20 protein-coding genes are annotated in these 23,539 nt (G+C 68.9%); 5 read left to right on the top strand and 15 right to left on the bottom strand.

The annotated features are described in order from the left end of the window. Positions 1–50: 50 nt before the first annotated feature. From OH799_RS31970 to OH799_RS31915, 12 genes are all read right to left on the bottom strand, one after another. On the bottom strand, positions 51–884 hold the full coding sequence (locus tag OH799_RS31970; protein ID WP_406271974.1) for a hypothetical protein: 834 nt from the start codon (positions 882–884) through the stop codon (positions 51–53). Then, positions 881–1,486, bottom strand: a complete 606-nt coding sequence (locus OH799_RS31965; protein WP_406271971.1) for an ABC transporter ATP-binding protein — start codon at positions 1,484–1,486, stop codon at positions 881–883. Before OH799_RS31965 ends, OH799_RS31970 begins: the two co-directional genes overlap by 4 nt. Positions 1,487–2,027: 541 nt before the next feature. Next, a complete protein-coding gene (gene proB / locus OH799_RS31960; RefSeq protein WP_406282782.1) occupies positions 2,028–3,128 on the bottom strand; it encodes a glutamate 5-kinase in 1,101 nt (366 codons plus the stop codon). Positions 3,129–3,313: 185 nt separating this feature from the next. After that, positions 3,314–4,768: a GTPase ObgE gene (obgE, locus tag OH799_RS31955; protein WP_406271968.1), complete on the bottom strand. Its 1,455-nt coding sequence runs from the start codon at positions 4,766–4,768 to the stop codon at positions 3,314–3,316. 121 nt (positions 4,769–4,889) lie between these two features. Further along, on the bottom strand, positions 4,890–5,156 hold the full coding sequence (rpmA, locus tag OH799_RS31950; protein ID WP_327113721.1) for a 50S ribosomal protein L27: 267 nt from the start codon (positions 5,154–5,156) through the stop codon (positions 4,890–4,892). Positions 5,157–5,178: 22 nt separating this feature from the next. Continuing rightward, positions 5,179–5,490, bottom strand: a complete 312-nt coding sequence (rplU, locus tag OH799_RS31945; protein ID WP_043688633.1) for a 50S ribosomal protein L21 — start codon at positions 5,488–5,490, stop codon at positions 5,179–5,181. 334 nt (positions 5,491–5,824) lie between these two features. Continuing rightward, complete coding sequence (locus tag OH799_RS31940) at positions 5,825–8,968, bottom strand: translation initiation factor IF-2 N-terminal domain-containing protein (RefSeq protein WP_406271964.1); 3,144 nt, start codon at positions 8,966–8,968, stop codon at positions 5,825–5,827. A gap of 472 nt (positions 8,969–9,440) precedes the next feature. Then, positions 9,441–9,857, bottom strand: coding sequence for a nucleoside-diphosphate kinase (ndk, locus tag OH799_RS31935; protein WP_357266347.1), 417 nt, complete (start codon positions 9,855–9,857; stop codon positions 9,441–9,443). Between the two features lie 135 nt (positions 9,858–9,992). After that, positions 9,993–10,409: a DUF4233 domain-containing protein gene (locus OH799_RS31930; RefSeq protein WP_406271961.1), complete on the bottom strand. Its 417-nt coding sequence runs from the start codon at positions 10,407–10,409 to the stop codon at positions 9,993–9,995. 79 nt (positions 10,410–10,488) lie between these two features. Beyond that, positions 10,489–11,955 carry a bifunctional tetrahydrofolate synthase/dihydrofolate synthase gene (gene folC / locus OH799_RS31925; protein WP_408976399.1) on the bottom strand — a complete coding sequence of 489 codons (1,467 nt, stop codon included), beginning with the start codon at positions 11,953–11,955 and terminating at the stop codon, positions 10,489–10,491. Beyond that, entirely contained in the window at positions 11,952–14,630 is a 2,679-nt protein-coding gene (locus OH799_RS31920) for a valine--tRNA ligase (protein WP_406271958.1), read from the bottom strand. Before OH799_RS31920 ends, folC begins: the two co-directional genes overlap by 4 nt. 357 nt (positions 14,631–14,987) lie before the next feature. Continuing rightward, positions 14,988–15,923, bottom strand: coding sequence for an NAD(P)/FAD-dependent oxidoreductase (locus OH799_RS31915; protein WP_406271955.1), 936 nt, complete (start codon positions 15,921–15,923; stop codon positions 14,988–14,990). A 91-nt stretch (positions 15,924–16,014) separates the two neighbouring features. On the opposite strand from OH799_RS31915, the gene OH799_RS31910 reads away from it, so the two are divergent. From OH799_RS31910 to OH799_RS31900, 3 genes are all read left to right on the top strand, one after another. After that, a complete protein-coding gene (locus OH799_RS31910; protein ID WP_406271952.1) occupies positions 16,015–16,608 on the top strand; it encodes a helix-turn-helix domain-containing protein in 594 nt (197 codons plus the stop codon). 122 nt (positions 16,609–16,730) lie between these two features. Beyond that, positions 16,731–17,444: an AAA family ATPase gene (locus OH799_RS31905; protein WP_406271949.1), complete on the top strand. Its 714-nt coding sequence runs from the start codon at positions 16,731–16,733 to the stop codon at positions 17,442–17,444. Positions 17,445–17,671: 227 nt separating this feature from the next. Beyond that, complete coding sequence (locus tag OH799_RS31900; protein ID WP_406271946.1) at positions 17,672–18,022, top strand: hypothetical protein; 351 nt, start codon at positions 17,672–17,674, stop codon at positions 18,020–18,022. 32 nt (positions 18,023–18,054) lie between these two features. On the opposite strand, the gene OH799_RS31895 is transcribed toward OH799_RS31900, so the two are convergent. Next, positions 18,055–18,978 (bottom strand): YegS/Rv2252/BmrU family lipid kinase, encoded by a 924-nt coding sequence (locus tag OH799_RS31895; protein WP_406282776.1) that lies wholly within the window; start codon positions 18,976–18,978, stop codon positions 18,055–18,057. Between the two features lie 32 nt (positions 18,979–19,010). After that, the gene (locus tag OH799_RS31890) at positions 19,011–20,588 is read right to left on the bottom strand and encodes an FAD-binding oxidoreductase (protein ID WP_406282773.1); all 1,578 of its coding nucleotides are present in this window, start codon (positions 20,586–20,588) and stop codon (positions 19,011–19,013) included. Between the two features lie 182 nt (positions 20,589–20,770). Between OH799_RS31890 and OH799_RS31885 the strand changes: the two genes are divergently transcribed. Continuing rightward, the gene (locus OH799_RS31885; RefSeq protein WP_406271943.1) at positions 20,771–21,391 is read left to right on the top strand and encodes a TetR/AcrR family transcriptional regulator; all 621 of its coding nucleotides are present in this window, start codon (positions 20,771–20,773) and stop codon (positions 21,389–21,391) included. Positions 21,392–21,428: 37 nt separating this feature from the next. Continuing rightward, the gene (locus tag OH799_RS31880; protein WP_406271940.1) at positions 21,429–22,979 is read left to right on the top strand and encodes a glycerol-3-phosphate dehydrogenase/oxidase; all 1,551 of its coding nucleotides are present in this window, start codon (positions 21,429–21,431) and stop codon (positions 22,977–22,979) included. Here OH799_RS31880 and OH799_RS31875 read toward each other — a convergent pair. Further along, positions 22,976–23,530, bottom strand: coding sequence for a GNAT family N-acetyltransferase (locus OH799_RS31875; protein ID WP_406271937.1), 555 nt, complete (start codon positions 23,528–23,530; stop codon positions 22,976–22,978). The two genes, OH799_RS31880 and OH799_RS31875, sit on opposite strands and share 4 nt — an antisense overlap. Between the last annotated feature and the right edge of the window lie 9 nt (positions 23,531–23,539).

Raw genomic sequence — 23,539 nt, 5'->3', positions numbered from 1 at the left:
CAAGGTGTGTGTCCCGCGCGGTCCACCGTGATGGTCGCGCGGGACACCCCTCAGTGCTTCGCCGGCTGTCCGGACCTCGTCTGTGCCGGGATGCGAGGTCCAGGAATGCGAATCCACATCGTAGGTCGAAGAGACGAGCGGGTGCGCAGATGGAAAGCGACCAGTCCGACGAGGGCGCTCGCCGTGAACCAGGCCAGTTGCATGGCGAAACCCGCGAATGGCGTGGTATCGGAGAAACCGGCCGTGGTCGAAGCCTGCATTGCCCCGTAGGAGGGCAGCCAGCGCACGAATTCGCTGTCCGCCCCGATGCTGGCGATGGGGTTCTGCACGGCCATGTCGAAGCAGCTGATCATCGCGATAGCGAACATCCCCTCCACCTCGCGGCGCAGCAGCGCGCCGAGGGCGACACCCAGCGCCCCGTAGGTCATCGCCGCGCAGAAAAGCGCCGCAGCTAGCAGAACAGGTTGCCGAGGCGACCAGTAGCAGCAGATGACAGCGGTGGCGTACGCGGAGACCATCACCGAGGCGACCACCAAGCAGGCAATCTTCGCCAGCGCCAGCGCGACCCGGGGATATCCGGCCATCGACAGTCGCCGGTCGAATGCTCCGCTGCTGAAGGTCGCCGCGAACATCATGAACCCGATGATCAGTGAGACCGCGGTCAGGGCGCCGCTGATCTGGGCGAGCTCATTGCCGTTGGCGCGCAGAACGAGACCGGTGTCCCGAAGCCGGAACGGTACCTCGATGTCCGTGACGGCCACGCGCACCAGCGTGATCAATAGGGGAACGAAGACAGCAACCAACAGCATGGCGAACCGGTTACGTGCATGCTCGATGAGGCCGTAGCGCGTGGCGATCACGAACAGCCGCACACCCCCGCTCATCCAACCTTCTCCTGTCTGCTGTGTAGGACGCCGTCGCGCAACCGCCACACCTGATCCAGCTTGTCGGTGTCGTGGGCCAGATGCGAGACGACCAGAACCGACCGGCCGGTGTCACGGAACTCGGCGACCAGATCCCAGAAACGCAGATACGTCTCCCAATCGAAGCCCTGATACGGCTCGTCGAGCAGCAGAACCTGCGGATCGTGCATCACCGCCAGCGTCAGGTTGAGCTTCTGCCGCGTGCCGCCGCTCAGCGTCGCCACCCGCTCACCGGCATACTCGGAGAAACGCAAGATCTCCATGGTCTCCTCGGCCCGCCGCAAGTCCGGGATCGCATAGGCCGCGGCGAAGAAGTCCAGGTGCTGGCGAACTGTGAACGCGTCGTTCAGGACCACCTGTTGCGGGCAGTAACCGAACCGCCCACGGTGCCGGACCACCCCCCGGTCCGGTCGCAGCCCTCCAGAGAGGACCTTCAACAACGTCGACTTGCCCGCCCCGTTCTCACCGACGATTCCCACCAGCGCCCCCGCAGGCAACACGATGTCGATGCCACGCAGCACCGACCGCCTGCCATATGCATGGTGGACGTCCTCCACTTCCATCAACGCCCCTTACCTTGCCGCCGACGTAGTGGGCCGACAGTCATTCGCATGCTACCAATCAAAGACCAAAAGCCGTGGCAGGACGGCCGATTCGCGGACGACGTCGATCTTGGTCGAATATTCTCTCTCCCAGCGGTTTCGCTGCCCTATATCGCGACACGTGAATTCCCCCAACACGTCCGGTTCGACCTCGAACCCGCCGCTGACTGAGCGGCCGTGCGATCAACCGGCACCAGCGTAGGTGCCTCAGTGATCGAGGAATCCCGTTGTCGTTCCATGCATTCGGCGGCGCACATCAATTCGGCTGCCCGGCCGACAGCGGCGTACCCGCATCCGAGCGTGGTCCAGGATGCAGTCCCCGCGCGCACACAGGGGCACCGCAGCCTCGCCCACGGATAGCCGGCGGCCCGTAAACAAGGAGTTGACACAGAAGCGCGACACGGCCCCGTGCCAACCACGGATGCGGTCGAGCGCCACCCACGCGGGACACCGCGGCCTCGCCTTGATGACCGCGGAAGCCGGTACTGAAGGAGCCGTGCGACTACACCTTGACCAGGTCGTCGGCGTGGATGACCGGGCGCTGCATCGTGTCCGGGAGTTCTGCCGTCGAGCGGCCGAGCATGCCCGCGAGTTCGGTGCTGTCGTATTCGACAACACCGCGGGCGACGAGGCGATTGTCGGGAGCCACCAGGTCGACGACGTCGCCGCCGTAGAAGCGGCCGCGGACCCCGGTGATGCCCGCGGCGAGCAGCGAGCGGCGCCGATGCGCCACCGCCTGCACCGCGCCGTCGTCGATGAGCAGCGCACCGCGGCTGTCGGCCGCGTGCCGGACCCAGAACTTGCGGGCGGACAGGCGAACCGAGCGCGCGACGAAGGCGGTGCCGACGGTGCCGGTGGTCAGTGCGGTAGCGGCCGAGGAGGCGGCCGCCAACAGGACGGGCACCCCCGCGTCGGCGGCGAGCCGGGCGGCGGACAGTTTGGACGCCATGCCGCCGGTGCCGAGCGCGCCACCACTGCCCGCGATCACGCCGTCCAGATCGGCGCTGCTGCGGACCTCGGGGATGAGGGCTGCCGCGCCCTTGCGCGGATCGCCGTCGTAGAGGCCCTCGACGTCGGACAGCAGCACGAGCGCGTCCGCGCCGACCAGGTGGGCGACCAGCGCGGCGAGCCTATCGTTGTCACCGAAGCGGATCTCTTCCGTCGCGACGGTGTCGTTTTCGTTCACCACGGCGACCGCGCCGAGGGAACGGAGGCGGTCGAGGGTGCGCTGCGCGTTTCGGTGGTGCTCGCGGCGGGCGAAGTCGTCGGCGCTCAACAGCACTTGTCCGACCGTTCGGCCATAACGGGCGAACGACGTACCCCAGGCGTGGGCCAGCGCCAGCTGCCCGACGCTCGCGGCGGCCTGCTTGGTGGCCAGGTCGCGCGGACGGCGGCTCAGCCCCAGTGGCGCGATGCCCGCGCCGATGGCACCCGAGGACACCACGACCACATCGGAGCCGGCGCGCATCCGCGCCTCGATCGCGTCCGCGAGCCGATCGAGCCGCGCGGTATCCAGCCCGCCCTTCAGGCTGGTCAGCGCGGACGAACCGATCTTCACCACCACTCTGCGCGCCGACGCGATCGCCAGCCTGGCCGGACTCAGGCCCGACGTCGAATCCGCCTCAGCGGTACTGGAACTCACCTGCATCGCCACCGAACTCCCTGCACCACGATCGAATCCACGGTCGTCCCGGCGAATACCCGGACCAGACCCGGACCGTAGCCGATCGGACTCGCCACGCGCGGCATACATCCCGCACGCGCGGCGACTCGACCGACGTACACGTCCTATTCCTCGTCCTCGTCCACCAGCCCGCGGCGCACCCGGGACGCGTGCTTGCGCTCCGCGGCGCTCACCCGGTCGGACTGCTCCAAACGGATGTCGGTGCCGCGACCGGTGGGCACTACATCGATGCCCGCCGAGATCTGCGGTTCCCACTCGAAAGTCACGTCGCCGATGGTCACCGGCGCGCCGGGCTCGGCGCCCAGCTTCACCAGTTCATCCTCGACGCCGAGACGGGCGAGCCGGTCGGCCAGGTAGCCGACGGCCTCGTCGTTGTCGAACTGGGTCTGGTGCACCCAGCGTTCGGGCCGGGTGCCGCGCACAATGAAGCCGCCCGGCTCCTCGGGATCGGCGAGCACGCTGAATCCGGTCTCGTCCACCGCGATCGGGCGAATGACCGGGCGCTTGGGCGCAGCCTTCGGATGCTCCTCGCGGTATCGGTGCACCAGATCGGCGAGGGCAAAGGTCAAGGTGCGCAGGCCGGCGCGGCTCACCGCGGAGATCTGGAACACCGGCCAGCCCCGCTCGGTGAACTCCGGAGTCACCATCTCGGCGAGTTCGGCGGCGTCCGGCACGTCGATCTTGTTCAGGATCACCACGCGCGGTCGGTCGGCCAGATCACCGAGACCGGCATCGGCGCTCAGTGCAGGCTTGTAGGCGGCCAGTTCGGCTTCCAGCGCGTCCACATCCGACACCGGGTCGCGGCCCGGCTCCAGGGTGGCGCAGTCCACCACGTGGGCCAGGACCGCGCAGCGCTCCAGGTGCCGCAGGAAGTCCAGCCCCAGACCACGGCCATCGCTGGCACCCGGAATCAGGCCGGGCACATCCGCGACGGTGAAGGTGGTGTCGCCGCTGGCGACCACGCCGAGGTTGGGCACCAGCGTGGTGAACGGGTAGTCCGCGATCTTCGGCTTGGCCGCCGAGAGCACCGAGACCAGCGACGACTTTCCCGCCGAGGGAAAGCCGACGAGCCCGACGTCGGCGACCGACTTCAGCTCGAGCACCAAGTCGCTCTCTTCGCCGTCCTCCCCGAGCAGCGCGAACCCAGGTGCTTTGCGCGCCTTCGAGGCCAGCGCGGCGTTACCGAGCCCGCCGCGGCCACCACGGGCGACGATGAAGCGGTTGCCAGCGCCGACCAGGTCGACCAGTACCTTGCCGTCGTCGTCGAGCACCACTGTGCCGTCGGGCACCTTCAGCACCAACTCGGCGCCCTGCTTGCCGTCGCGATTGCCGCCCTCGCCCGGCTTGCCGTTGCCTGCCTTCGCGTGCGGGTGGAAGTGGAAGTCCAGCAGGGTGTGCACGTTGGAGTCGACCTCGAGGAGCACGTCTCCGCCGTTACCGCCGTTACCGCCGTCGGGTCCCCCGAGCGGCTTGAACTTCTCGCGGTGCACCGAGGAGCAGCCGTGGCCACCCTTCCCCGCACGCACATGCAGTACGACACGGTCGATGAACTTGGACATACGCCGAATCATCCTCCTTCGGGACTGGTCGTACTTCAGGCTGGTCGTACTTGAACACGAAAAACGGGCCAGGGCTTCGAGACCCTGACCCGCTCGCTGTTGTCCGGAAGTGGTGAGGCGGTCAGGCCTGAACCGGCTCCGGGACGACGATGTTGACGGTCTTGCGTCCGCGCTTGTTACCGAACTCGACCGCGCCCGCCGCAAGGGCGAACAGGGTGTCGTCACCGCCACGGCCGACGTTCACACCGGGGTGGAAGTGGGTGCCACGCTGACGCACCAGAATCTCGCCCGCCTTGACCGTCTGGCCGCCGAAGCGCTTGACGCCGAGTCGCTGGGCGTTGGAATCGCGTCCGTTCCGGGAGCTGGATGCACCCTTCTTGTGTGCCATAGCTGAATCTCCTCGGGGTGTCTTACTTGATGCCGGTGACCTTCAGGACCGTCAGCGGCTGACGGTGACCCTGGCGCTTGTGGTAGCCGGTCTTGTTCTTGAACTTGTGGATGCGGATCTTCGGGCCCTTGGTCTGCTCGACCACCTCGGCGGCCACCGAGACCTCGGCCAGCTTCGCGGCGTCGGTGGTCAGCTCGGCGCCATCGACGACGAGGACCGGATCCAGTGCCACGGCGGTACCCGGCGCACCTTCGATCTTCTCGACCTTCACCAGGTCACCGACCGCGACCTTGTACTGCTTTCCGCCGGTCTTGACGATCGCGTACGTTGCCATCGGTCGGCTGCCCTTCTTCCTGTAGTGCTCGGCACTTGCTCACGCGGCAGTTCCTCCGGCCGAATGATGCCGCCGGAGACCGCCACACAAATGGTCTGGTAATCGCCGCCGCCTCGGTGCCTGGTGGCTCTCGGTATCGAACTGTCGAGAACCGGGCCACGAAGACAGAACATGCTGTCACCGGGCAGCGACTGTCCAAGATTACAGGACGCCCACCGCCACAACCAAACCGGCGTCCTGATGCCCGCCCTGTCGACGCTGTGGATTCGCTGTCGTGGCAGGCACGTGGCCCCGTCGATCACACCGACGGGGCCACGTGGACGTGCACGACGACTTACTGCGACGCGTCAGGCGCTCCCGCCGCGCGGCCGACCGCCCGCCTGCGCGGCCTCCTGCGCTGCGGCAACTCGGCCGGCTCCGGCTCGGAGTAGTCGATAGCGGGCGCGGGCGCCTGCTCCCCGGTGGGCAGCACGAACACCGCGCCGGAGCTGTCCGCGGCGGGCGCGGCAGCCGAACGAGCAACCCGGCGGCGACGGCCCGGACGGGACGCCGCTTCCGACGCCCCGTTCACCGCGGATGCGGCGGACGACTTCGGGGCCGGCGCGGGCTCGATCTCTTCGATGACCTCGACGACTTCGGCGGGTTCGGTCTCCGGTTCTTCGGCGGGCACCGCCACCGCGGCATGGACCGTCCCCGCGACCTCGCTCACGGCGGGCTCGGTCTCGGCGAGGGCGTCACCTTCGGCAGCCGTATCGGGCTGGTCAGCCACGGCCTCGACCACCTGCATGGCCTCGCTCACGGCGGGCTCGGCGACCACCGACTGCGCCGCGTCGACCGGCTCATAGGTCTGCTTCGGCGACTCCTCCGGCTCCGCGTCCTCGGTGTGCTGCGCGGCCATCGCCAGCGCGACCGGGTGCGCCCGCTTGACGGCGGCATCCTCCTCGGTGTTCTCCGGCACGGGGGCGGCACCGTTCAGGGCCGGAGCCTGCGCGGCACTCGCCGCACCCTTGTCCCTGCCACGGCGCCTGCGCGAACCGCTCTCGCGGGTTCGCCCCGCGTTCTCGTCGCCGGAGCCGGGCTCCACCGGGTACGCGTGCACGAGGAGGCCGCGGCCGTGGCAGTGCTCGCAGGTGGTGGAGAACGCCTCGACCAGGCCGGTGCCCAGCTTCTTGCGGGTCATCTGCACCAGACCGAGCGAGGTGACCTCGGAGACCTGATGGCGGGTGCGGTCGCGGCCGAGTGCCTCGGTCAGGCGGCGCAGCACCAGGTCCCGGTTGGACTCGAGCACCATGTCGATGAAGTCGACGACGATCATGCCTCCGATGTCGCGCAGCCGCATTTGGCGCACGATCTCCTCGGCAGCCTCCAGGTTGTTCCTGGTGACCGTCTCCTCCAGGTTGCTGCCGCCGGAGCCGGTGAACTTGCCGGTGTTCACGTCGATCACCGTCATGGCCTCGGTGCGGTCGATCACGAGGGTGCCGCCGGAGGGCAGCCACACCTTGCGATCGAGCGCCTTGGCCAGCTGTTCGTCGATCCGGTAGGTCTCGAACACGTCCACGCCGTTGTTCTCATGCCGAGAGACTCGCGCGAGCAGGTCCGGCGCGACGGTGCCGATGTACTTCTCCACCGTGCTCCACGCCCGGTCACCCTCGATGACCAGCCTGGAGAAGTCCTCGTTGAACAGGTCGCGGATGACCTTGACCAGCAGGTCGGGCTCCTCGTAGAGCGTCTTCGGCGAGCCGCCGTCCTTGCTCGCCTGCTTGTCGATCGTGCGCCAGGTCGCCTGCAGCCGTTCCACGTCGCGGGACAGCTCGGCCTCGCTGACGCCCTCGGACGCGGTGCGGATGATCACACCGGCGTCGGCGGGCACGATGTCGCGCAAGATGTCCTTGAGCCGCTTGCGCTCGGTATCGGGCAGCTTGCGGCTGATACCAGTGGAGGTGCCACCCGGCACGTACACCAGGAAGCGGCCGGCCAGGCTGATCTGGGTGGTGAGACGGGCTCCCTTGTGGCCGACCGGGTCTTTGCTGACCTGCACCAACACCTGGTCGCCCGGCCTGAGCGCCTGCTCGATCTTGCGCTCCTTGCCGCCGAGCTTGGCGGCCTCCCAGTTCACCTCACCGGCGTAGAGCACGCCGTTGCGGCCGCGGCCGATGTCGACGAACGCCGCCTCCATGCTGGGCAGCACATTCTGCACCTTGCCCAGGTAGACGTTGCCGACCATGGACGCGGAGCCGGTGCTGGTGACGAAGTGCTCGACGAGGATGTCGTCCTCGAGCACCGCGACCTGTGTGGCGGTCGGGTGATCCGAGAAGGACTTCTCGCGCACGACCATGACCCGGTCCACTGCCTCGCGGCGGGCCAGGAACTCCGATTCGGTCAGGATCGGCGGGCGGCGGCGGCCTGCCTCGCGGCCGTCGCGGCGGCGCTGACGTTTGGCTTCCAGCCGGGTCGAACCGGTGATGCCCTGGACCTCGTCGACGGCGACGCGGCCGCGGCTCTTGTTGCGCGGCTCGCGCTCGTGCACGACGGTGTTCGGCGGATCGTCCTCGGAAGGCTCGTTCTCGCCGGACTCACCCGCCACCTTGCGACGGCGACGGCGGCGACGACGACGACTCGCGCCCTCCGGCACGCCGTCCTCGTCCTCGGAGTCGGCGGTCTCGGCGGAATCCTCGGATTCGGCCTGCTCGGCGGTCGGCTCGTCCTCGGCATCGGAGTCGGTCTCGTCGCCGTCGGTATCGGAGGACTGCTCACCGCGCCCGCGGCCACGGCCACGACGGCCACGACGCCTGCGGCGCGGCTGGCCCTCACCGTCATCCTGCTGCTCCGACACCTCATGGTCGTCCTCGGCGACCTCGGTCTCGTCCTCGATGGGCTCCGGGGTCGGCTCGACCCGGCGGACCTCGCGTTCCGCGCGGCGCTGCCTGCGCGCCTGCTCGACGGCCGCGGCGTCCGGCGAAAGGAACAGCGGCGCCTGCACGACGGCGGTGGACTCGAACACCACGGGGGCGACGGGCTCCGGCTCCTGCCGCACCGGGTGGGTGAACAGTTGCGTCGAAGGCTGATGCGCCGGACCGCTCGCTGCCTCCGGCCGCTGCCCGTGGATGGGCGCGTCCGGCGCGGAGAAGACGACGCCGGGACCGGCGAAAGGCGCCTCGGCCCGCGGTTGCCGCGCGGGGTGCTCAGGGATGTCGGGCGCTGGTTCGGTGTCGCTCGCCCGCACAGCGGAGTCCGCCTGCCCGGGCGGCTCGGCCGGAGGTCCTCCCTCCACCGGAACCAGGGCCTCGCGCACCGACTCGGCGACGGCACGGTCGACATTCGATTGCGCGCTGCGGGCCTCCGCCCCCAGCTCGGTCAGTTTCGCCAGGATGCGTTTGCTCGTCACCCCCAGCAGCTTGGCTAGTGCGTGAACTCGGATTCGCTCCGGCAATTGTTCGGCATCCTGTGATGTTGTTTCCAGCGGCTCTTGATCGGCCACGAAAGTCTCCTCGGGCCCCCGGGCGCGTCCCTCCCTGGTGGGAGTGACGCGGCCGGCGCGGGGGCACTGTCTGTTCGACTCACGCCCAGTGGCGCGAGGTCAAGTGGTCTCGCCCCGCGTGCCCGGTTATCACCTATATCGTTCATCGTTCGGGCTAACTGGTCACGCGGCGCCTGGCTGTGTGGTTGAACTCCGCGGATCGAGCGCTCATCCAGCGTGCCGACGCGAACAGCGAGCCCCAGCAACGGGCTGTTTGTCCATGGCAGCGATGATCGGCATCGAACCGTGGTGTCATCCGGCTGCGATCGTCACCTCGCGTGCGCGCACCTGCGCGAACAGTCGGCGTCGAGTACAGCCGATGTCAGTATCCCACACCGGGCGCCGGGCGTTCGCCATCGGCGCTCGGCTCCGCCCCGCCCGCAGCGCGTTCGCGCTGCTCCCGGCCGCAACAACCCGCGATCAAGAATTGTGATCAGGCCGGAAGCTCGGGAAACCAGAGGGTGATCTCACGCTTGGCCGAGTCCGGCGAATCAGACCCGTGCACCAGGTTCTCCTGGGTTTCCACAGCGAAGTCTCCGCGAATACTGCCGGGCACCGCCTTCTCGACCGGGTCGGTGCCGCCGGCGATCTGCCGGAACGCGGCGATGGCGCGCGGGCCCTCCAGGATGGCCGCGACGACCGGACCCGAGGTGATGAACTCGATCAAGGAACCGAAGAACGGCTTCTCGGCATGCTCGGCGTAGTGGCCCTTGGCCAGCTCCTCGGACACGTGCTTCAGCTCGAGGGCGACGATCTTCAGCCCCTTGCGCTCGATCCGTGCCAGCACCTCGCCGACAAGGCCACGGGCCACACCATCCGGCTTGATGAGTACCAACGTCTGCTCAGTCACGGCGCACAGCCTAACGGGCGCCCGTCCGGGAACCGAACCAGCGGTCAGCGAATCCACCGACCGTGAGACAACCACACCATGCCCGCAGCCCGACGGATCACCGAATCGACATGGAACCGGGCCTGGTGAGCGGGACTACGAGCGAGAGATGCGCTGGCTCGGCAGCAGACCCTTCTCCATTCGACTCCGCACGTCGGCACGCAGCACCAGGATGAAGCCCCACACCACGGCGAACACCACACCGATGACGCCGATCGACACGTGGATGAACGTCCCGAGCAGGACGAAGACCTGCAGGCCCAGGTTGAACGGCAACGCCAAGGAGCGTCGCTGCATCCCGGCGCCCAGGAACATCACCGCCGCGAGCGCCACAAGGTAGGTGCCCGACAGCCAGGTCACCCCGCCGCCGACGTCGGCGACCACCGGCAGCGCGAGCAGCACCACGATCGCTTCGAGCACCAGCGTGCCCGCCATCACCCCGCGCAAGCCCCTCCACGGATCGGTCGCGGGCGGCGGCACCGGCCGCTCACCCTGGTCGGCGGGCTCACTCATGCCTGCGCCTCGCTGACGCTCGGCTCCATCATGACCGAGCGATGCTCGGCGGCACCCATCGATCGCTCGCTGCGCTCACTCATGCCGGGTCCTTTCCGAACAGCGCCCGCGTCACGCCTGCCGTCACCACCGAGCCGGTCACGACAACACCCGCACCGGACACCATTTCGTCCTGCTCGCCGCTCTCCTCGGCCAGCGCGATCGCGGTCTCCAGCGCATCGGGCAGGGTCGCCGCGGGGACCACCCGTTCGTCGCCGAACCGCTGTACCGCGAGATCGGCCAGCGTCTCCACATCCATCGCGCGACGCGAGCCGTTGCTGGTGACGACGATCTCGTCGAATACCGGTTCCAACGCCGTGAGAATGCCGTCGGCGTCCTTGTCGCCGAGCACCGCGACCACCCCCACCAGCTTGCGGAAGTCGAACTCGGCGGTGAGCGTCGCGGCAAGCGCACGCGCACCCGCCGGGTTGTGCGCGGCGTCGATGAAGATGGACGGCGCGTTGCGGATTCGCTCCAGCCTGCCTGGGCTGGTCACGCTCGCGAAACCCGCGCGAATCGCGTCGACGTCGAGCTGCCGCTGGGCACCGGCGCCGAAGAACGCTTCCACCGCGGCGAGCGCGAGCACTGCGTTGTGTGCCTGGTGCTCCCCGTGCAGCGGAAGGAAGATCTCGCCGTACACGCCGCCGAGGCCCTGCAATTCGAGCTGCTGCCCGCCCACAGCGATCTGCCTGGCGAGCACGCGGAACTCCGCGCCCTCGCGCGCCACCGCGGCGTCCACCTCGACGGCGCGCCGCAGCAGGACCTCCATCGCCTCCGGCTCCTGCTCCGCGATCACCGCGACGTTGTCGCGCGGGATCAAGCCTTCCGGCGCGCGCTTGATGATCCCGGCCTTCTCCCCTGCGATGGACGCCAGGTCGGGGCCGAGGTAGTCGGTGTGGTCCAGGCCGATCGGGGTGATCACCGCCACCTGTCCGTCGACGACGTTGGTGGCGTCCCAGGTGCCCCCCATGCCGGTCTCCACGACCGCGACATCGACCGGCGCCTCGGCGAAGGCCGCGAATGCCATGCCGGTGAGCACCTCGAATTTGCTCATGGCCGGCCCATCCGCGGCGGCCGACTGCTTGTCGATCATCTCGACATAGGGCAGCAGTTCGCGGTAGGTCTGCACGTATTCGGCCGGCGAGATCGGCGAGTTGTCGATGCTGATCCGCTCCGTGGCCAGCTGCAGGTGCGGGCTGGTGATCCGGCCGGTTCGCCGGTGGAGCGCGGTGAGCAGCGCGTCGATCATCCTGGTCACCGAAGTCTTGCCATTGGTGCCCGCGACGTGGATCGCCGGATAGCTCTGCTGCGGCGAGCCGAGCAGGTCCATCAGCGTAGCGATCCTGGTCAGCGACGGCTCGATCTTGGTCTCCGGCCAGCGCTGGTCGAGTTCCGCCTCGACCAGCGCCATCTCGGCCAGTTCCACCGGCGAGGGACCCGAGTTCAGGCGCGCGCCATCGCCACGGCGCTCGTCGTCGCCGTACTGCGGCTCCGGCTCGCTGTTCATTTGCCGCTCAGCTCGGTGAGGCGGGCACCGATGCGCGCCACTTCGTCGGCGGCGACCTGCTGCCTGCTCTTGATCTTGTCGACGACCTGCTCGGGCGCCTTCGCCAAAAAAGCCTCATTGCCGAGTTTTGCGGCGGTGCCCTGGAGTTCCTTCTGCGCGGCGGCAAGGTCCTTCTCCAGGCGGCGTCGTTCGGCGTCCAGGTCGACCGTGCCAGAGGTATCCAGCTCCACAGTCACCGTAGCCCCGCTGAGCCGCACCTCCAGCGACGCGGTGGCGGCGAAATCCGGACCCGGCTCGGTGAGCCTGGCCAGGTTTGCCACCGACGCCTCCAGGGCGCTCAGGTCCGCGCCGTCCACACCGATCAGCTTGGCCGACACCTTCTGCTTGTCGCCGAGGCCCTGATCGCTGCGGAACCTCCTGATCTCGGTGATCAACCGTTGTGTGTCCGAAATGCGTTGGGCGGCAGTCTGATCAGCGGGAACGCCGGAGGTCTTCGGCCACGGCGCGACCACCACGGACTCGCCGCCGGTCAGCGCCTGCCAGAGCGCCTCGGTGACGAACGGGATGACCGGGTGCAGCAGACGAAGAATCGCGTCGAGCACGGCGCCGAGCACCAGCTGGGTGGCCTCGGCGCGCGCGCCGTCGGCGGCGAACTGCACCTTGGCCAACTCCAGGTACCAGTCGCACAGTTCGTCCCACGCGAAGTGGTACAGCGCCTCGCACGCCTTGCCGAACTCGTAGCCATCGAACGCCGAATCCACTTCGGCGCGAACCTCTTCCAGCCGATCGAGGATCCAGCGATCGGCGTCGGTGAGCTGCGCGCGGTCCGGTAGGTCGCCGACCCGCGCACCGTTCATCAGCGCGAACTTGGTGGCGTTGAACAGCTTGGTCACGAAGCTGCGCGCGGCGAGCGCGTGCGGCTCGCCGACCGACAGGTCGCCGCCCGGCTGCGCGCCCCGCGCGAGAGTGAAGCGCAGGGCGTCGGCGCCGTAGGCGTTGATCCAGTCCAGCGGGTCGATGCCGTTGCCGCGCGACTTGGACATCTTCTTGCCGAACTGGTCGCGGATCAGACCGTGTAGGAACACGTCCTTGAACGGCACTTGGCGTGCGCCGGCCTTGCCCGCCGTCAGCACGGCGTCGTCGGCGACGTAGGTGCCGAACATCATCATCCGCGCCACCCAGAAGAACAGGATGTCGTAGCCGGTGACGAGAACGCTGGTGGGATAGAACTTCTCGAGTTCGTCGGTGGCGTCCGGCCAACCCATCGTGGAGAACGGCCACAAACCGGAGGAGAACCAGGTGTCGAGCACGTCCGGGTCCTGAACCCAGCCCTCGGGTGCCCGCTCGTCGGGGCCGACGCACACCACTTCGCCCTCGGGGCCGTACCAGATCGGGATACGGTGACCCCACCACAGCTGGCGCGAGATGCACCAATCATGCATGTCGTCGACCCACGCGAACCAGCGCGGCTCCTGACTTTTCGGGTGGATCACGGTGTCGCCGCCACGCACCGCGTCGCCGGCGGCCTTGGCCAGCGATTCCACCTTCACCCACCACTGCATGGACAGGCGGGGCTCGATCGGCTCGCCACTGCGTTCGGAATGCCCGACGCTGTGCACGTACGGACGCTTCTCGGCGACGACCCTGCCTTCTTTCGCGAGCCGCTCGCGTACCTTGTCGCGCGCCTCGAACCGGTCCATACCGTCGAACTCGGTTCCGGTGCCGGTGATCCGGCCGCGCTCGTCCATGATGGTCGGCATCGGCAGACCGTGGCGCAGGCCGATTTCGAAGTCGTTGGGGTCGTGCGCCGGTGTGATCTTCACCGCGCCCGAGCCGAATTCGGGATCGACATAGTCGTCGGCGACGATCGGGATCCGCCGCCCGGTGATCGGGTGTTCCAGGGTGGTGCCGATCAACGCCCGATAGCGTGGATCCTCCGGATGCACGGCCACCGCGGTGTCGCCGAGCATGGTCTCCACCCGGGTGGTGGCCACGATCACGTGCGGCTCGTCGTCGCCGAGCGAGCCGTAGCGCAGCGAGACCAGCTCGCCTTCGACGTCCTCGTACCTGACCTCGATATCGGAGATGGCGGTGCGCAGTTCCGGCGACCAGTTCACCAGCCGCTCCGCGCGGTAGATCAGGCCCGCGTCGTAGAGCCGCTTGAAGATGGTCTGCACGGCGCGCGAAAGGCCCTCATCCATGGTGAAGCGGTCGCGACTCCAGTCGACGCCGTCACCGAGCGCGCGCATCTGCCACTGGATGGCGCCGCCGGACTCGCGCTTCCAGTCCCACACCTTGTCGATGAACAGTTCGCGGCCGAAGTCTTCCTTCGTCTTGCCGTCCACCGCGAGCTGCTTCTCCACCACGGACTGGGTGGCGATGCCCGCGTGGTCCATGCCGGGCAGCCAGAGCACCTCGTAGCCCTGCATGCGCTTGCGGCGCGAGAGGGTGTCCATCAGGGTGTGGTCGAGCGCGTGACCCATATGCAGCGTGCCGGTGACGTTGGGCGGTGGCAGCACGATCGAGTACGCGGGTTTGCCGCTGGAGGTGTCGGCGGTGAAATAGCCAGCGGCTACCCAGCGCTCGTACAGCTCGGCCTCCACCTCGCTGGGGGTCCAGCTCTTGGGGAGGGCATCGGCACGATTACGCGTATTGTCAGGGGCTGCGCTGGTCACCCCGCGATTCTAAAGCGCGTCGATCCGCGCACTTCAGGTCGGTCGATCCCGCTCTGCTCGGGCGTCGTCCGTTCGGGCTGTGCGTGCGCGAGGGGACGTTGGTCGCGGCGTCGTTCGAAGCGGGCGCCGACGCCTTCCGCATTGGTCGAAGCGTTTTATCGGTGAGCGTCGGCGAGGGTTCCTTTTGCCGATCGACGTGCGACTTCCCGAGCTGGAGACAAAGAAAGGCGGAGCCTTCGGTGGATGAGGGACACCGAATACTCCGCCTATGACTGACACCTTACCGGCGTTCCGGAGGCGGCCCCGTAATCCATAACCAATTCTCAGTTTCCGGTACTTCTATCCCCCGGGGTTCCCTCATCGAACTGCCGAGAGCGCGGCGGTGTCCGCCAGCACCAGGTCACCGTTGATCGCGATCGCGGCGGTCGAACCGGCGCCCGCCGCGGAAATCACCTGAGCCGCCGGGTTGCTCACATTGCCCGCGGCCCACACGCCGGGGACGCTGGTGCGCCCGGACGGATCGGTGACCACCCACCCTGTGTCGTCGAGTGCGCAGCCCATGGCGACCAGCACGTCGTCGTTGGCGTGGAAGGTCGGCGCCACGAACATCACCGTCCGCGGCACCGCCCGCCCATCGGTCAGTTCCACGCCGCGCAGCCCGCCGTCGACGACGAACCGCGCGACCTCGCCCTCGAGCACGCGCACCCCGCGCGCGTCCAGGTGGGCACGATCGGTGTCGGACAGGGCCATCGTGTGCGGGAAGAAGACCACGTCGTGCGACCACTGCGGGAGCAGCAGCGCCAGGTGTACCGCGCGGGCGAGCGCGCCGGGCTCCCTCCCGCCCAGTACTCCGATCGGCTGGTCACGGACCTCGTAGCCGTGACAGTACGGGCAGTGCAGCACGTCGACGCCCCATCGTTCGCGCACACCAGGAAGGTCCGGCAGTTCATCGCGCAGTCCCGTCGCGACGAGCACGTGGCGGGCCTGCAGCGCCCCGCCACCGCCCAGCCGGATTGTGTATCCGTCGTGCGCCGACCCTTGCCCCGCACCGGTGACGACGTCATCGATCAGCTCGGCGCCGTAGCCCGCCACCTCGGCCGCACCCGCGGACAGCAGGTCCGCGGGTGGCATCCCGTCGCGGGACAGGAACCCGTGCGTGTGCTCGGCGGGCGCGTTGCGCGGCGCGCCGCCACGGACCACCGCGACCCGTCGTCGCGCCCTGGCAAGCACCAGCGCCGCGGACAGTCCCGCCGCGCCGCCACCCACGATTACCACGTCATATCTCTCGCTCATCGGCGATCACCTCCGCCGACAGCCTCCCCGCCGCCTCGCCGAAGCGGCAACAAATGTTGCCGATTCCGGGAATTCGAGGTGCACTGGAGACATGTCCACCCAACCCACCGTCGCCCAGGCACTCGCCGACATCGGCCCACGACTCAAAGCGCTGCGCACCCGCCGCGATGTCACGCTCACGGCGCTTGCGGAGACCACCGGAATCTCCAAGAGCACGCTGTCCCGACTGGAATCCGGCCAACGCAAGGCCAGCCTGGAGTTGCTGCTACCGATCGCCATGGCACACCAGGTGCCGCTGGACGAACTGGTTGCCGCGCCGAAGATCGCCGACCCGAGGGTGCACACCACGGCGCGCAAGATGAACGGGCTCACCGTCGTTCCGCTCACCAGACAACCAGGGCCACTGCAGGCGTTCAAGATGATCATCCCGGCCGACCGCACCGAACCCGACCCGAAGGTGCACGAGGGCTTCGAGTGGCTCTACGTCCTATCCGGGCGGCTTCGGATGGTCCTCGGCGCGCATGACCTGATCCTCGGCCCCGGCGAGGCCGCGGAATTCGATACCCGTCAACCACATTGGTTCGGCAGCGCCGGGCGGGGCACCGTGGAAATCCTGAGCCTTTTCGGCAGCCAGGGTGAACGTATGCATCTTCGCGCACGCTCGGCAGGCCGAAAACGCCCGTGAGCCAAAATATGTCCGAAAGGCCCGATATTGCCGGATAGCGCAAAACTGGGGACCCTGGAAAGGTGGATACTCCAGGCGCTCCCGCTCCGCTGAATCTCAGTGAAATTTCAGGGTTTTCCCTGTTGCCCAAGGAATCTCGACTCGGGACGCTGGACGGGGTGAAGCCCTCGCTCGAAGCCCCGCCGATACACGCCCCTGAACCGCTGGTATCCACCCTTGCTCCGGACTCCGTCCACGATCTGCGCGGCGGCCTGATCGAGGAGCTGCGGTACCCGAACTCGGCGGCGCTGGTCGTCGCCGGCGTCCCGGGCGCGGGCAAAAGCACCACACTGCGCAGGTTCTTCGGCGCCACCTCGAACATCGAGACGCCGCGGCACGGCCCGGACGGTGCGATCGTGCTCGACTCGCACCAGGCGCGCATCAGCTTGCGACGCAGGCTGTGGTGGTTGCCTTATCCGCTGTGGCGCCCGGTGGTCCACACCGTGCACTTCCTAGCGATACATGCCGCATTGCGTGACACCACAGGCCCGGTCGTGATCCACGACTGCGCCACCTTCCGCTGGACGCGCGTGCTGATCGCACACTGGGCGGCGCTCTATGGCCGGGACCTACACCTGATCATGCTCGACGTGCCCCCGACCGTGGCGCGGGCCGGTCAGTACGCCCGCGGGCGTCGGGTCAACGGAGTGGCCTTCACGCTGCATGTCCGACGCTGGCGGCGGCTGATGCGGACGATCACGATCGAGCGACGCCGGCCGACAGACGGGTCACGCTCGGTCGTCATCGTCGACCGCGCGACCGTCAACCGGATGCGCCGCGTGAAATTCGTGGCCTGACCGTGCTTAGAATCGGACCATGATCAATCGTGGAAAGGGCGGTTTCCGCCCGGGCAGATGAGCCGCTCGCAGGCCGAAGTGCCTGCGTCACGAAATTCCGGGTGGCAGCGATGACCGTATTCGCCTGTGCCCACTGCGGTCGCCGTCTGACTCCGAATCTCCGCCAGGTTTCAGTTCCCTGCCGGGCCATCCGGGATCCTTCCTCGACATACGGCTACTGTCCGCTCATGCGGCCCGGCACGTTCGCCGTCGACCCCGAACCTTTCGGGCCGTCGGATATCCGTGCTGCCGCGACCCGCGGCACTATCATCGTGAACCCGAGCGACATCCGCGGTGTCGAACCGCACGCCGACTATGTCCGGCGGTCCGGGTGCTGCCGACCAGCAGGCACGCACGGCCCGAATCTGGTGTGCACGTTCTGCGGTCTCGAAGTGGCGACGGAACAAACCGATTGCTGGACCGTTCCAGCCGTCCACTTCGAGCCAGGATCGGTGGTGGTGCGCGGCGGCCGCGCGGTCTCGGCTTCACCGGACTCCGGCCGCACCGGCCTACGGCGGCAACGCCGGTTCGATCCGTGACACGATCGCGGACGTGCAGGCCCGCCCCGTGATCAAGGCACCAACACGGTCAGCGCCCCGGGCACCGCCCGGATGGTGATGGGCAAGGTGCCGGCGGGCTCGCCGTCCGCGGTCGCGGGCGCGCCCGGCGCGGTGAGCGTGACCGCCGCGGCCCGGAACTGCTTGACCTCCGGATGATTCCGGCGCTTGCCCGCGGACAGAGCGGGAAGCAGGCGCAGCATTTCCACCCTGGACAGCGCGCCGACCACGGTCAGGTCGAGCAGTCCGTCGTCCAGCACCGCATCCGGGCAGATCAGCATGCCACCGCCGTAGGTGCGGGTGTTGCCGACCGCGACCATGACCGCCTCGGTCTCCAGCAGGGAACCCACACCCGGGTTGGTCAGCCCCTCGGTGACCGCACCGATCAGCTCGACGCGGTAGGGCACGGTGAAGCGGCCGGAGACCTCGGCCAGCGCCGCGACCGTGTAGCGCAGCCGCCCCCTCGGCCAGTACATGTGGTTGGCGCGCAGGGTGACCCGTGCGTCGAAGCCGGTGCCGGTCACCGTCGCGAACCACATCGGCGTCGCGCCGGGCCCGGGAAACTCGATGCGGCCGAGGTCGATAGTCCTGGTCCGTCCGTCGAGCACGAGATCGGCCGCGGCGATCGGGTCGTCCGTCGGCACACCGAGTTCCCTGGCCAGATCGTTGCCGGTGCCCGCGGGAACCATACCGAGCGGGACGCCGGTCTCGGCGACCGCCGCGAGGATCACGTTGATCAGACCGTCCCCACCGATACAGACCACCGCGTCGGGCTTCTGCCCCGGACCCGCGATCGAATCTCGCACCTGCCGAACCGATTCGGCGGGCGTCGGGGCACACACCTCGGTGACCTCGGCGCCACGCGCACGGAGCCGGGCGATCGCGGCGCTCGCCATTTCGCTGCCCTTGCCGAGCCCGGACTGCGGATTGGTCACCATGGTGACTGCCCGCACGAGTGAACTCCTCCCGGTCACGGGAACAACTTCCCGGGATTCAAGATGCCCGCGGGGTCGACTTCGGCCTTCACCGCGCGCAAGACGCGCACACCCAGGTCGCCGACCTCGTCCGGTAGCCACGGCCGGTGGTCGGTACCGACCGCGTGGTGGTGGGTGATGGTGCCGCCCGCCGCCACGATGGCGTCACCGACTGCCCGCTTGGCGACTTGCCACTGGGCGATCGGATCGTCCAACTGCTTGGCGATGACGGTGAAGTACAGCGACGCGCCGGTCGGGTAGGTGTGCGAGATGTGGCACATAACCAGCGGCGGCGTACCTTGCCCACCGAGCGCGTCGGTCAGCGCGCCGGTCACTTTCGCCTTCAGCGCCATCACGTTCGACCAGGTGGTCGCGGTCTCGAGTGTTTCGCACAGCACGCCCACGTCCAGCAGCGCGTCGCGCAGGTACGGCGCGGCGAAACGTCCATGCTCCCACTCCTCGGCGGGCGTCTGCCCGAGCGCGGTGCCGCCCGCCGCGGTGAGCAAGGCGTTCGCCTCGGCGCTGCGTGCCGCGACGTGCGCCGCGCTCCCTTCAACGGTGGTGATGGCCAGACAGCCCGCTATCGGGTTGCCGCCGATGTCGCCGGAGCGGGCCAGGTTGATTCCGGTCTCCACCTCGTCGGACAGTCGAAGGACGGTGGGTGCCGCGCCGGCCTGCACGACCGAGCGCAGTGCCGCGGCGCCGGTTTCGAAGTCCGGAAACGACCATGCTTGGTAAGCAACGGCTTCCGGCACGGGATGCACCCGAAGCGTGACCTCGGTGATCACGCCGAGCGTCCCCTCGGAGCCGACGAACAGCTCGCGCAGATCCGGTCCCGCGGCCGAGGCAGGGGCGCGGCCGAGTTCGAGGGTGCCGCTGGGCGTGGCGATCTTCAGCCGCTGCACCATGTCGTCGAAGCGGCCGTAACCCGCTGACGCCTGGCCGGAGGACCGCGTCGCAGCGAAACCGCCGATACTGGCGAATTCGAAGCTCTGCGGGAAGTGGCCGAGCGAAAAGCCGTGCGCGCCGAGTAATTCCTCCGTGCGCGGACCGGTGAGTCCCGCGCCGAGGGTCGCGGTGCCGCTGACCGGATCGATCCGGGTGATGGTGTCGAGCCTGCGCAGATCCAGCGCGATCACGGCGTCGAAGCGGCCGCGCACGGGATCGAGGCCGCCGACGACGCTGGTGCCGCCGCCGAACGGAACAACGGCGACGGCGTTCTCGGCACAGTAGGCGAGGACGGCGAGCACCTGGTCGTGATCGGCGGGAAAGACGACCGCGTCGGGCGCGTCCTGCGGACCCTCGACGCGGCGGCGCAACAGATCCGGCGTGCTCTTGCCACCCGCGTGCAGCAACCGGTCGCGGTGCTCGGCCGACAGGTTGTCAGCGCCGACCACCTCCACCAACCCGGCTCGCTGCGCAGGAGTGAGCGCCGATTCGCGCAGTGGCACGTCGCCCTCATCGCGCCGCGCCACCGGGTCGCCCGACACCCCGAACACCTGCGTCAGAAGGCCCCGGATCCGCGCCGAGAGTGGTTTGTGTCCAGCAGGAATACCCCAGGCATCCCAGACCATACTCGCCGCGGACTCGCTGACAGCGGTGTCGGCCGGGCGGGCCGAGCCGACTACGGTGTGCTGCTGTGTCTCCACCATGCGTTACAGTCTGACATGTATTGTCAAGAAGTAACGAATGTCAGTCCCCTTCTCCCTTGTCGGCGGCCGAGCCTCCGGCGGACCGATTGACCAGTGGTGACACCTTGACCGCTCCCGATGAGACCACCGACGACGCCGAGAACACGCTCTCCGCCACCGACCTCGCGATCCTCGACGCGGCCCGCGCCTGCGTGCAGGAGTTCGGCGTGCGCCGCACCACGCTCACGGAGGTGGCGCGCCGGGCGGGCGTCAGCAGGCCCACCGTCTACCGCCGCTGGCCGGACACCGGCTCACTGGTGGCCGAACTGCTGGTGCGCGAGCTACGCGGCATCGTCGCGTCGACCATGCCGTCCGCGGGCACGGCGCGCGCCAGACTGGTCGAAGGCGTGGTCGCGGGCGCGGCGAAGATCCGGTCGAATCCGTTGTTCGGCAAGATCTTCCGCACCGACACCGATCTGATGCTCACCTATGTGTTCGGCAGGCTCGGCCGCAACCAGCGGGCGCTGATCGAGCTGTTCGCCGCGGGCATCCGCGAGGGCAGGCACGACGGCTCCATCCGCGAGGGCGATCCGGACAGGATGGCGACCATGGTGCTGCTGATCGCTCAGTCCGCGGTGCAGTCGGCGGGCACCGTCGCGCCGATCCTCGCGGGCGAGGACCTCGACACCGAGCTCCGTCTCGCGATCGACGGCTATCTGGGCGACGGCCGGAACCAGCCGCGATGAGCACCGCGGCACCCTACTCGATCGGAAAGGCATTGCTATGACCACGAATTGGGTGCGCACCGGAGACTCCGCGCTGAACGCCGACCGCCGCGCCGCGGATATGCGGCGGCTCGGCGACGGCGCCGAGATCGACATCCTGGTGATCGGCGGCGGCGCCACCGGCGCGGGCACCGCGCTCGACGCCGCGGCCCGCGGACTGCGGACCGTCCTGGTGGAACGCCACGATCTGGCCTTCGGCACCAGCCGCTGGAGTTCCAAGCTCATCCACGGCGGGCTGCGTTACCTGGCCGGCGGCCGGGTCGGCCTCGCCCACGAGAGCGCGGTGGAACGCGGCATCCTGATCGCCACCACGGCACCGCATCTGGTGCGTCCGTTACCGCAGCTGGTGCCGCTGATCCCCAGCTTCGGCCCCGCGCAGAGCGCGTTCGTGCGCGCGGGTTTCCTGGCCGGTGACGTGCTGCGGCGCGGCGCAGGAACGCCCGCCGCGATCCTGCCCCGATCACGCCGCGTCTCCGCCGCCGAGGTGTTGCGGCTCGCGCCGACCGTGCGCCGCGACGGGTTGCGCGGCGGGTTGCAGTCGTGGGACGGGCAGCTCGTCGATGACGCGCGCCTGGTGGTCGCCCTGGCGCGCACCGCCGCGGCGCAAGGCGCGACGGTGCTGACCCGCGCGGAAGCCCTCGACGTGACCGGAAAGTCGGCGACTCTGCGCGACACTCTGACCGGCGAGACCGTCGAGTTGCGGCCGCGCACCGTGGTGAACGCCACCGGCGTATGGGCCGACCAGGTCGATCCGAGCATCGAGTTGCGCCCGAGCCGCGGCACTCACCTGGTCTTCACCGCCGCGTCCTTCGGTGGCCTCAACGCCTCGCTGACCGTGCCGGTGCCCGGCAGCACCAGCCGGTTCGTCTTCGCCTTCCCCGCCGCGCACGACCGGGTCTACCTGGGCCTGACCGACGAGGACGCGCCGGGGCCCGTTCCCGACGAGCCCGAGCCTACCGACGCCGAAATCGACTTCCTGCTCGATACCATCAACCAGGTGCTGCGAGAACCGTTGACTCGCAGCGATATTCGCGGATCGTACGCGGGCCTGCGCCCGTTACTCCAGACCGCCGACGACAGCACGGCCGACATCTCCCGCAAGCACGCGGTGCTGCGCTCGCCCACCGGTGTCGTCACGATTGTCGGCGGCAAGCTCACCACCTATCGGCGGATGGCGCAGGACGCGGTCGACGCGGCGGTCGCGTACGGCGGACTCACTGCGAGGCCGTGCCACACTCGGCGAATTCCGCTGGTCGGCGCGGTCTCCGGAGCGGCGCGCGATCGTATCGGCGCCCCGCCGGTGCTGATCGAACGCTACGGCAGCGAGGCGGCCACTGTCCTGGCCGCGGCGCGCCGCGATCCCGCGCTTGCCGAACCGGTGGCACCCGGCATGGATGTGATCGGCGCCGAATTCGCGTTCGCGGTATCGCATGAGGGCGCGCTGGACGCCGATGATCTGTTGGATCGGCGCACCCGCATCGGTCTGGTCGCCGAGGACCGGGCAGCCGCCGCCCCGGCCGCGGCGGCGGCGCTCGCGCCGATCTCCTAGAGCCTGTTTTCGACGCACCCGCGCTCGGGTCGGTCCATCGACCATGTGGCGAGTTCCGCGCGCATGCACGCGCGCGGCCATCGGTCGAGGCCGTGGGCGCGTTCGGCCGCGCGCAGCGCCCGCAGGCCGGGCGTCTCCTCGTGCACCGGCAGGTAGCGGAAGCCGAGTCGCTCGTAATACGGCCCGTTCCAGGCGACCTCGGTGAACGTGGTCAGTGTGATCGCCACCATTCCCTCGGTTTCGGCCCACCGCACGGCCTGGTCGATGAGGCGCTTGCCGATCCGCTGCCCTGCGTAATCGGGGCGCACCGAGACCTGGTCGATGTGGGCGACGCCGTCGACCACGCCCACAATCAGGTAGCCGATCGGGTGGTCGGCGTCGTCGGCCCAGACCCAGGCGCGCCCGGCCCGCTGGAACTCACGCAGCATGTCCAGTGCGGGCGGCTCGTCGTCGGCCACGGCTGCCATTCCGACCTCCGCAAACGGCGCGCCGGCGGCGCGCTCGATGTCCTGGAGCGCTGGAAGGTCATGGGTCGTCGCTGGGCGGATCATCGGGCAATT

The organism is Nocardia sp. NBC_00881 (genome assembly GCF_045207455.1).
Taxonomy (GTDB): Bacteria; Actinomycetota; Actinomycetes; order Mycobacteriales; family Mycobacteriaceae; genus Nocardia.
The sequence above is the reverse complement of the archived record's forward strand: the minus strand, read 5'-3'. Positions and strand labels throughout refer to the sequence as shown.

Bases quoted from the DNA above. Each gene is read 5' to 3' on its own strand.
- OH799_RS31970 (WP_406271974.1), bottom strand. From the start codon at position 884: ATGAGCGGGGGTGTGCGGCTGTTCGTGATCGCCACGCGCTACGGCCTC.
- OH799_RS31965 (WP_406271971.1), bottom strand. From the start codon at position 1,486: ATGGAAGTGGAGGACGTCCACCATGCATATGGCAGGCGGTCGGTGCTG.
- obgE (WP_406271968.1), bottom strand. From the start codon at position 4,768: ATGTCCAAGTTCATCGACCGTGTCGTACTGCATGTGCGTGCGGGGAAG.
- rpmA (WP_327113721.1), bottom strand. From the start codon at position 5,156: ATGGCACACAAGAAGGGTGCATCCAGCTCCCGGAACGGACGCGATTCC.
- rplU (WP_043688633.1), bottom strand. From the start codon at position 5,490: ATGGCAACGTACGCGATCGTCAAGACCGGCGGAAAGCAGTACAAGGTC.
- OH799_RS31930 (WP_406271961.1), bottom strand. From the start codon at position 10,409: ATGAGTGAGCCCGCCGACCAGGGTGAGCGGCCGGTGCCGCCGCCCGCG.
- folC (WP_408976399.1), bottom strand. From the start codon at position 11,955: ATGAACAGCGAGCCGGAGCCGCAGTACGGCGACGACGAGCGCCGTGGC.
- OH799_RS31915 (WP_406271955.1), bottom strand. From the start codon at position 15,923: ATGAGCGAGAGATATGACGTGGTAATCGTGGGTGGCGGCGCGGCGGGA.
- OH799_RS31910 (WP_406271952.1), top strand. From the start codon at position 16,015: ATGTCCACCCAACCCACCGTCGCCCAGGCACTCGCCGACATCGGCCCA.
- OH799_RS31900 (WP_406271946.1), top strand. From the start codon at position 17,672: ATGCGGCCCGGCACGTTCGCCGTCGACCCCGAACCTTTCGGGCCGTCG.
- OH799_RS31895 (WP_406282776.1), bottom strand. From the start codon at position 18,978: ATGGTGACCAATCCGCAGTCCGGGCTCGGCAAGGGCAGCGAAATGGCG.
- OH799_RS31890 (WP_406282773.1), bottom strand. From the start codon at position 20,588: ATGGTCTGGGATGCCTGGGGTATTCCTGCTGGACACAAACCACTCTCG.
- OH799_RS31880 (WP_406271940.1), top strand. From the start codon at position 21,429: ATGACCACGAATTGGGTGCGCACCGGAGACTCCGCGCTGAACGCCGAC.
- OH799_RS31875 (WP_406271937.1), bottom strand. From the start codon at position 23,530: ATGATCCGCCCAGCGACGACCCATGACCTTCCAGCGCTCCAGGACATC.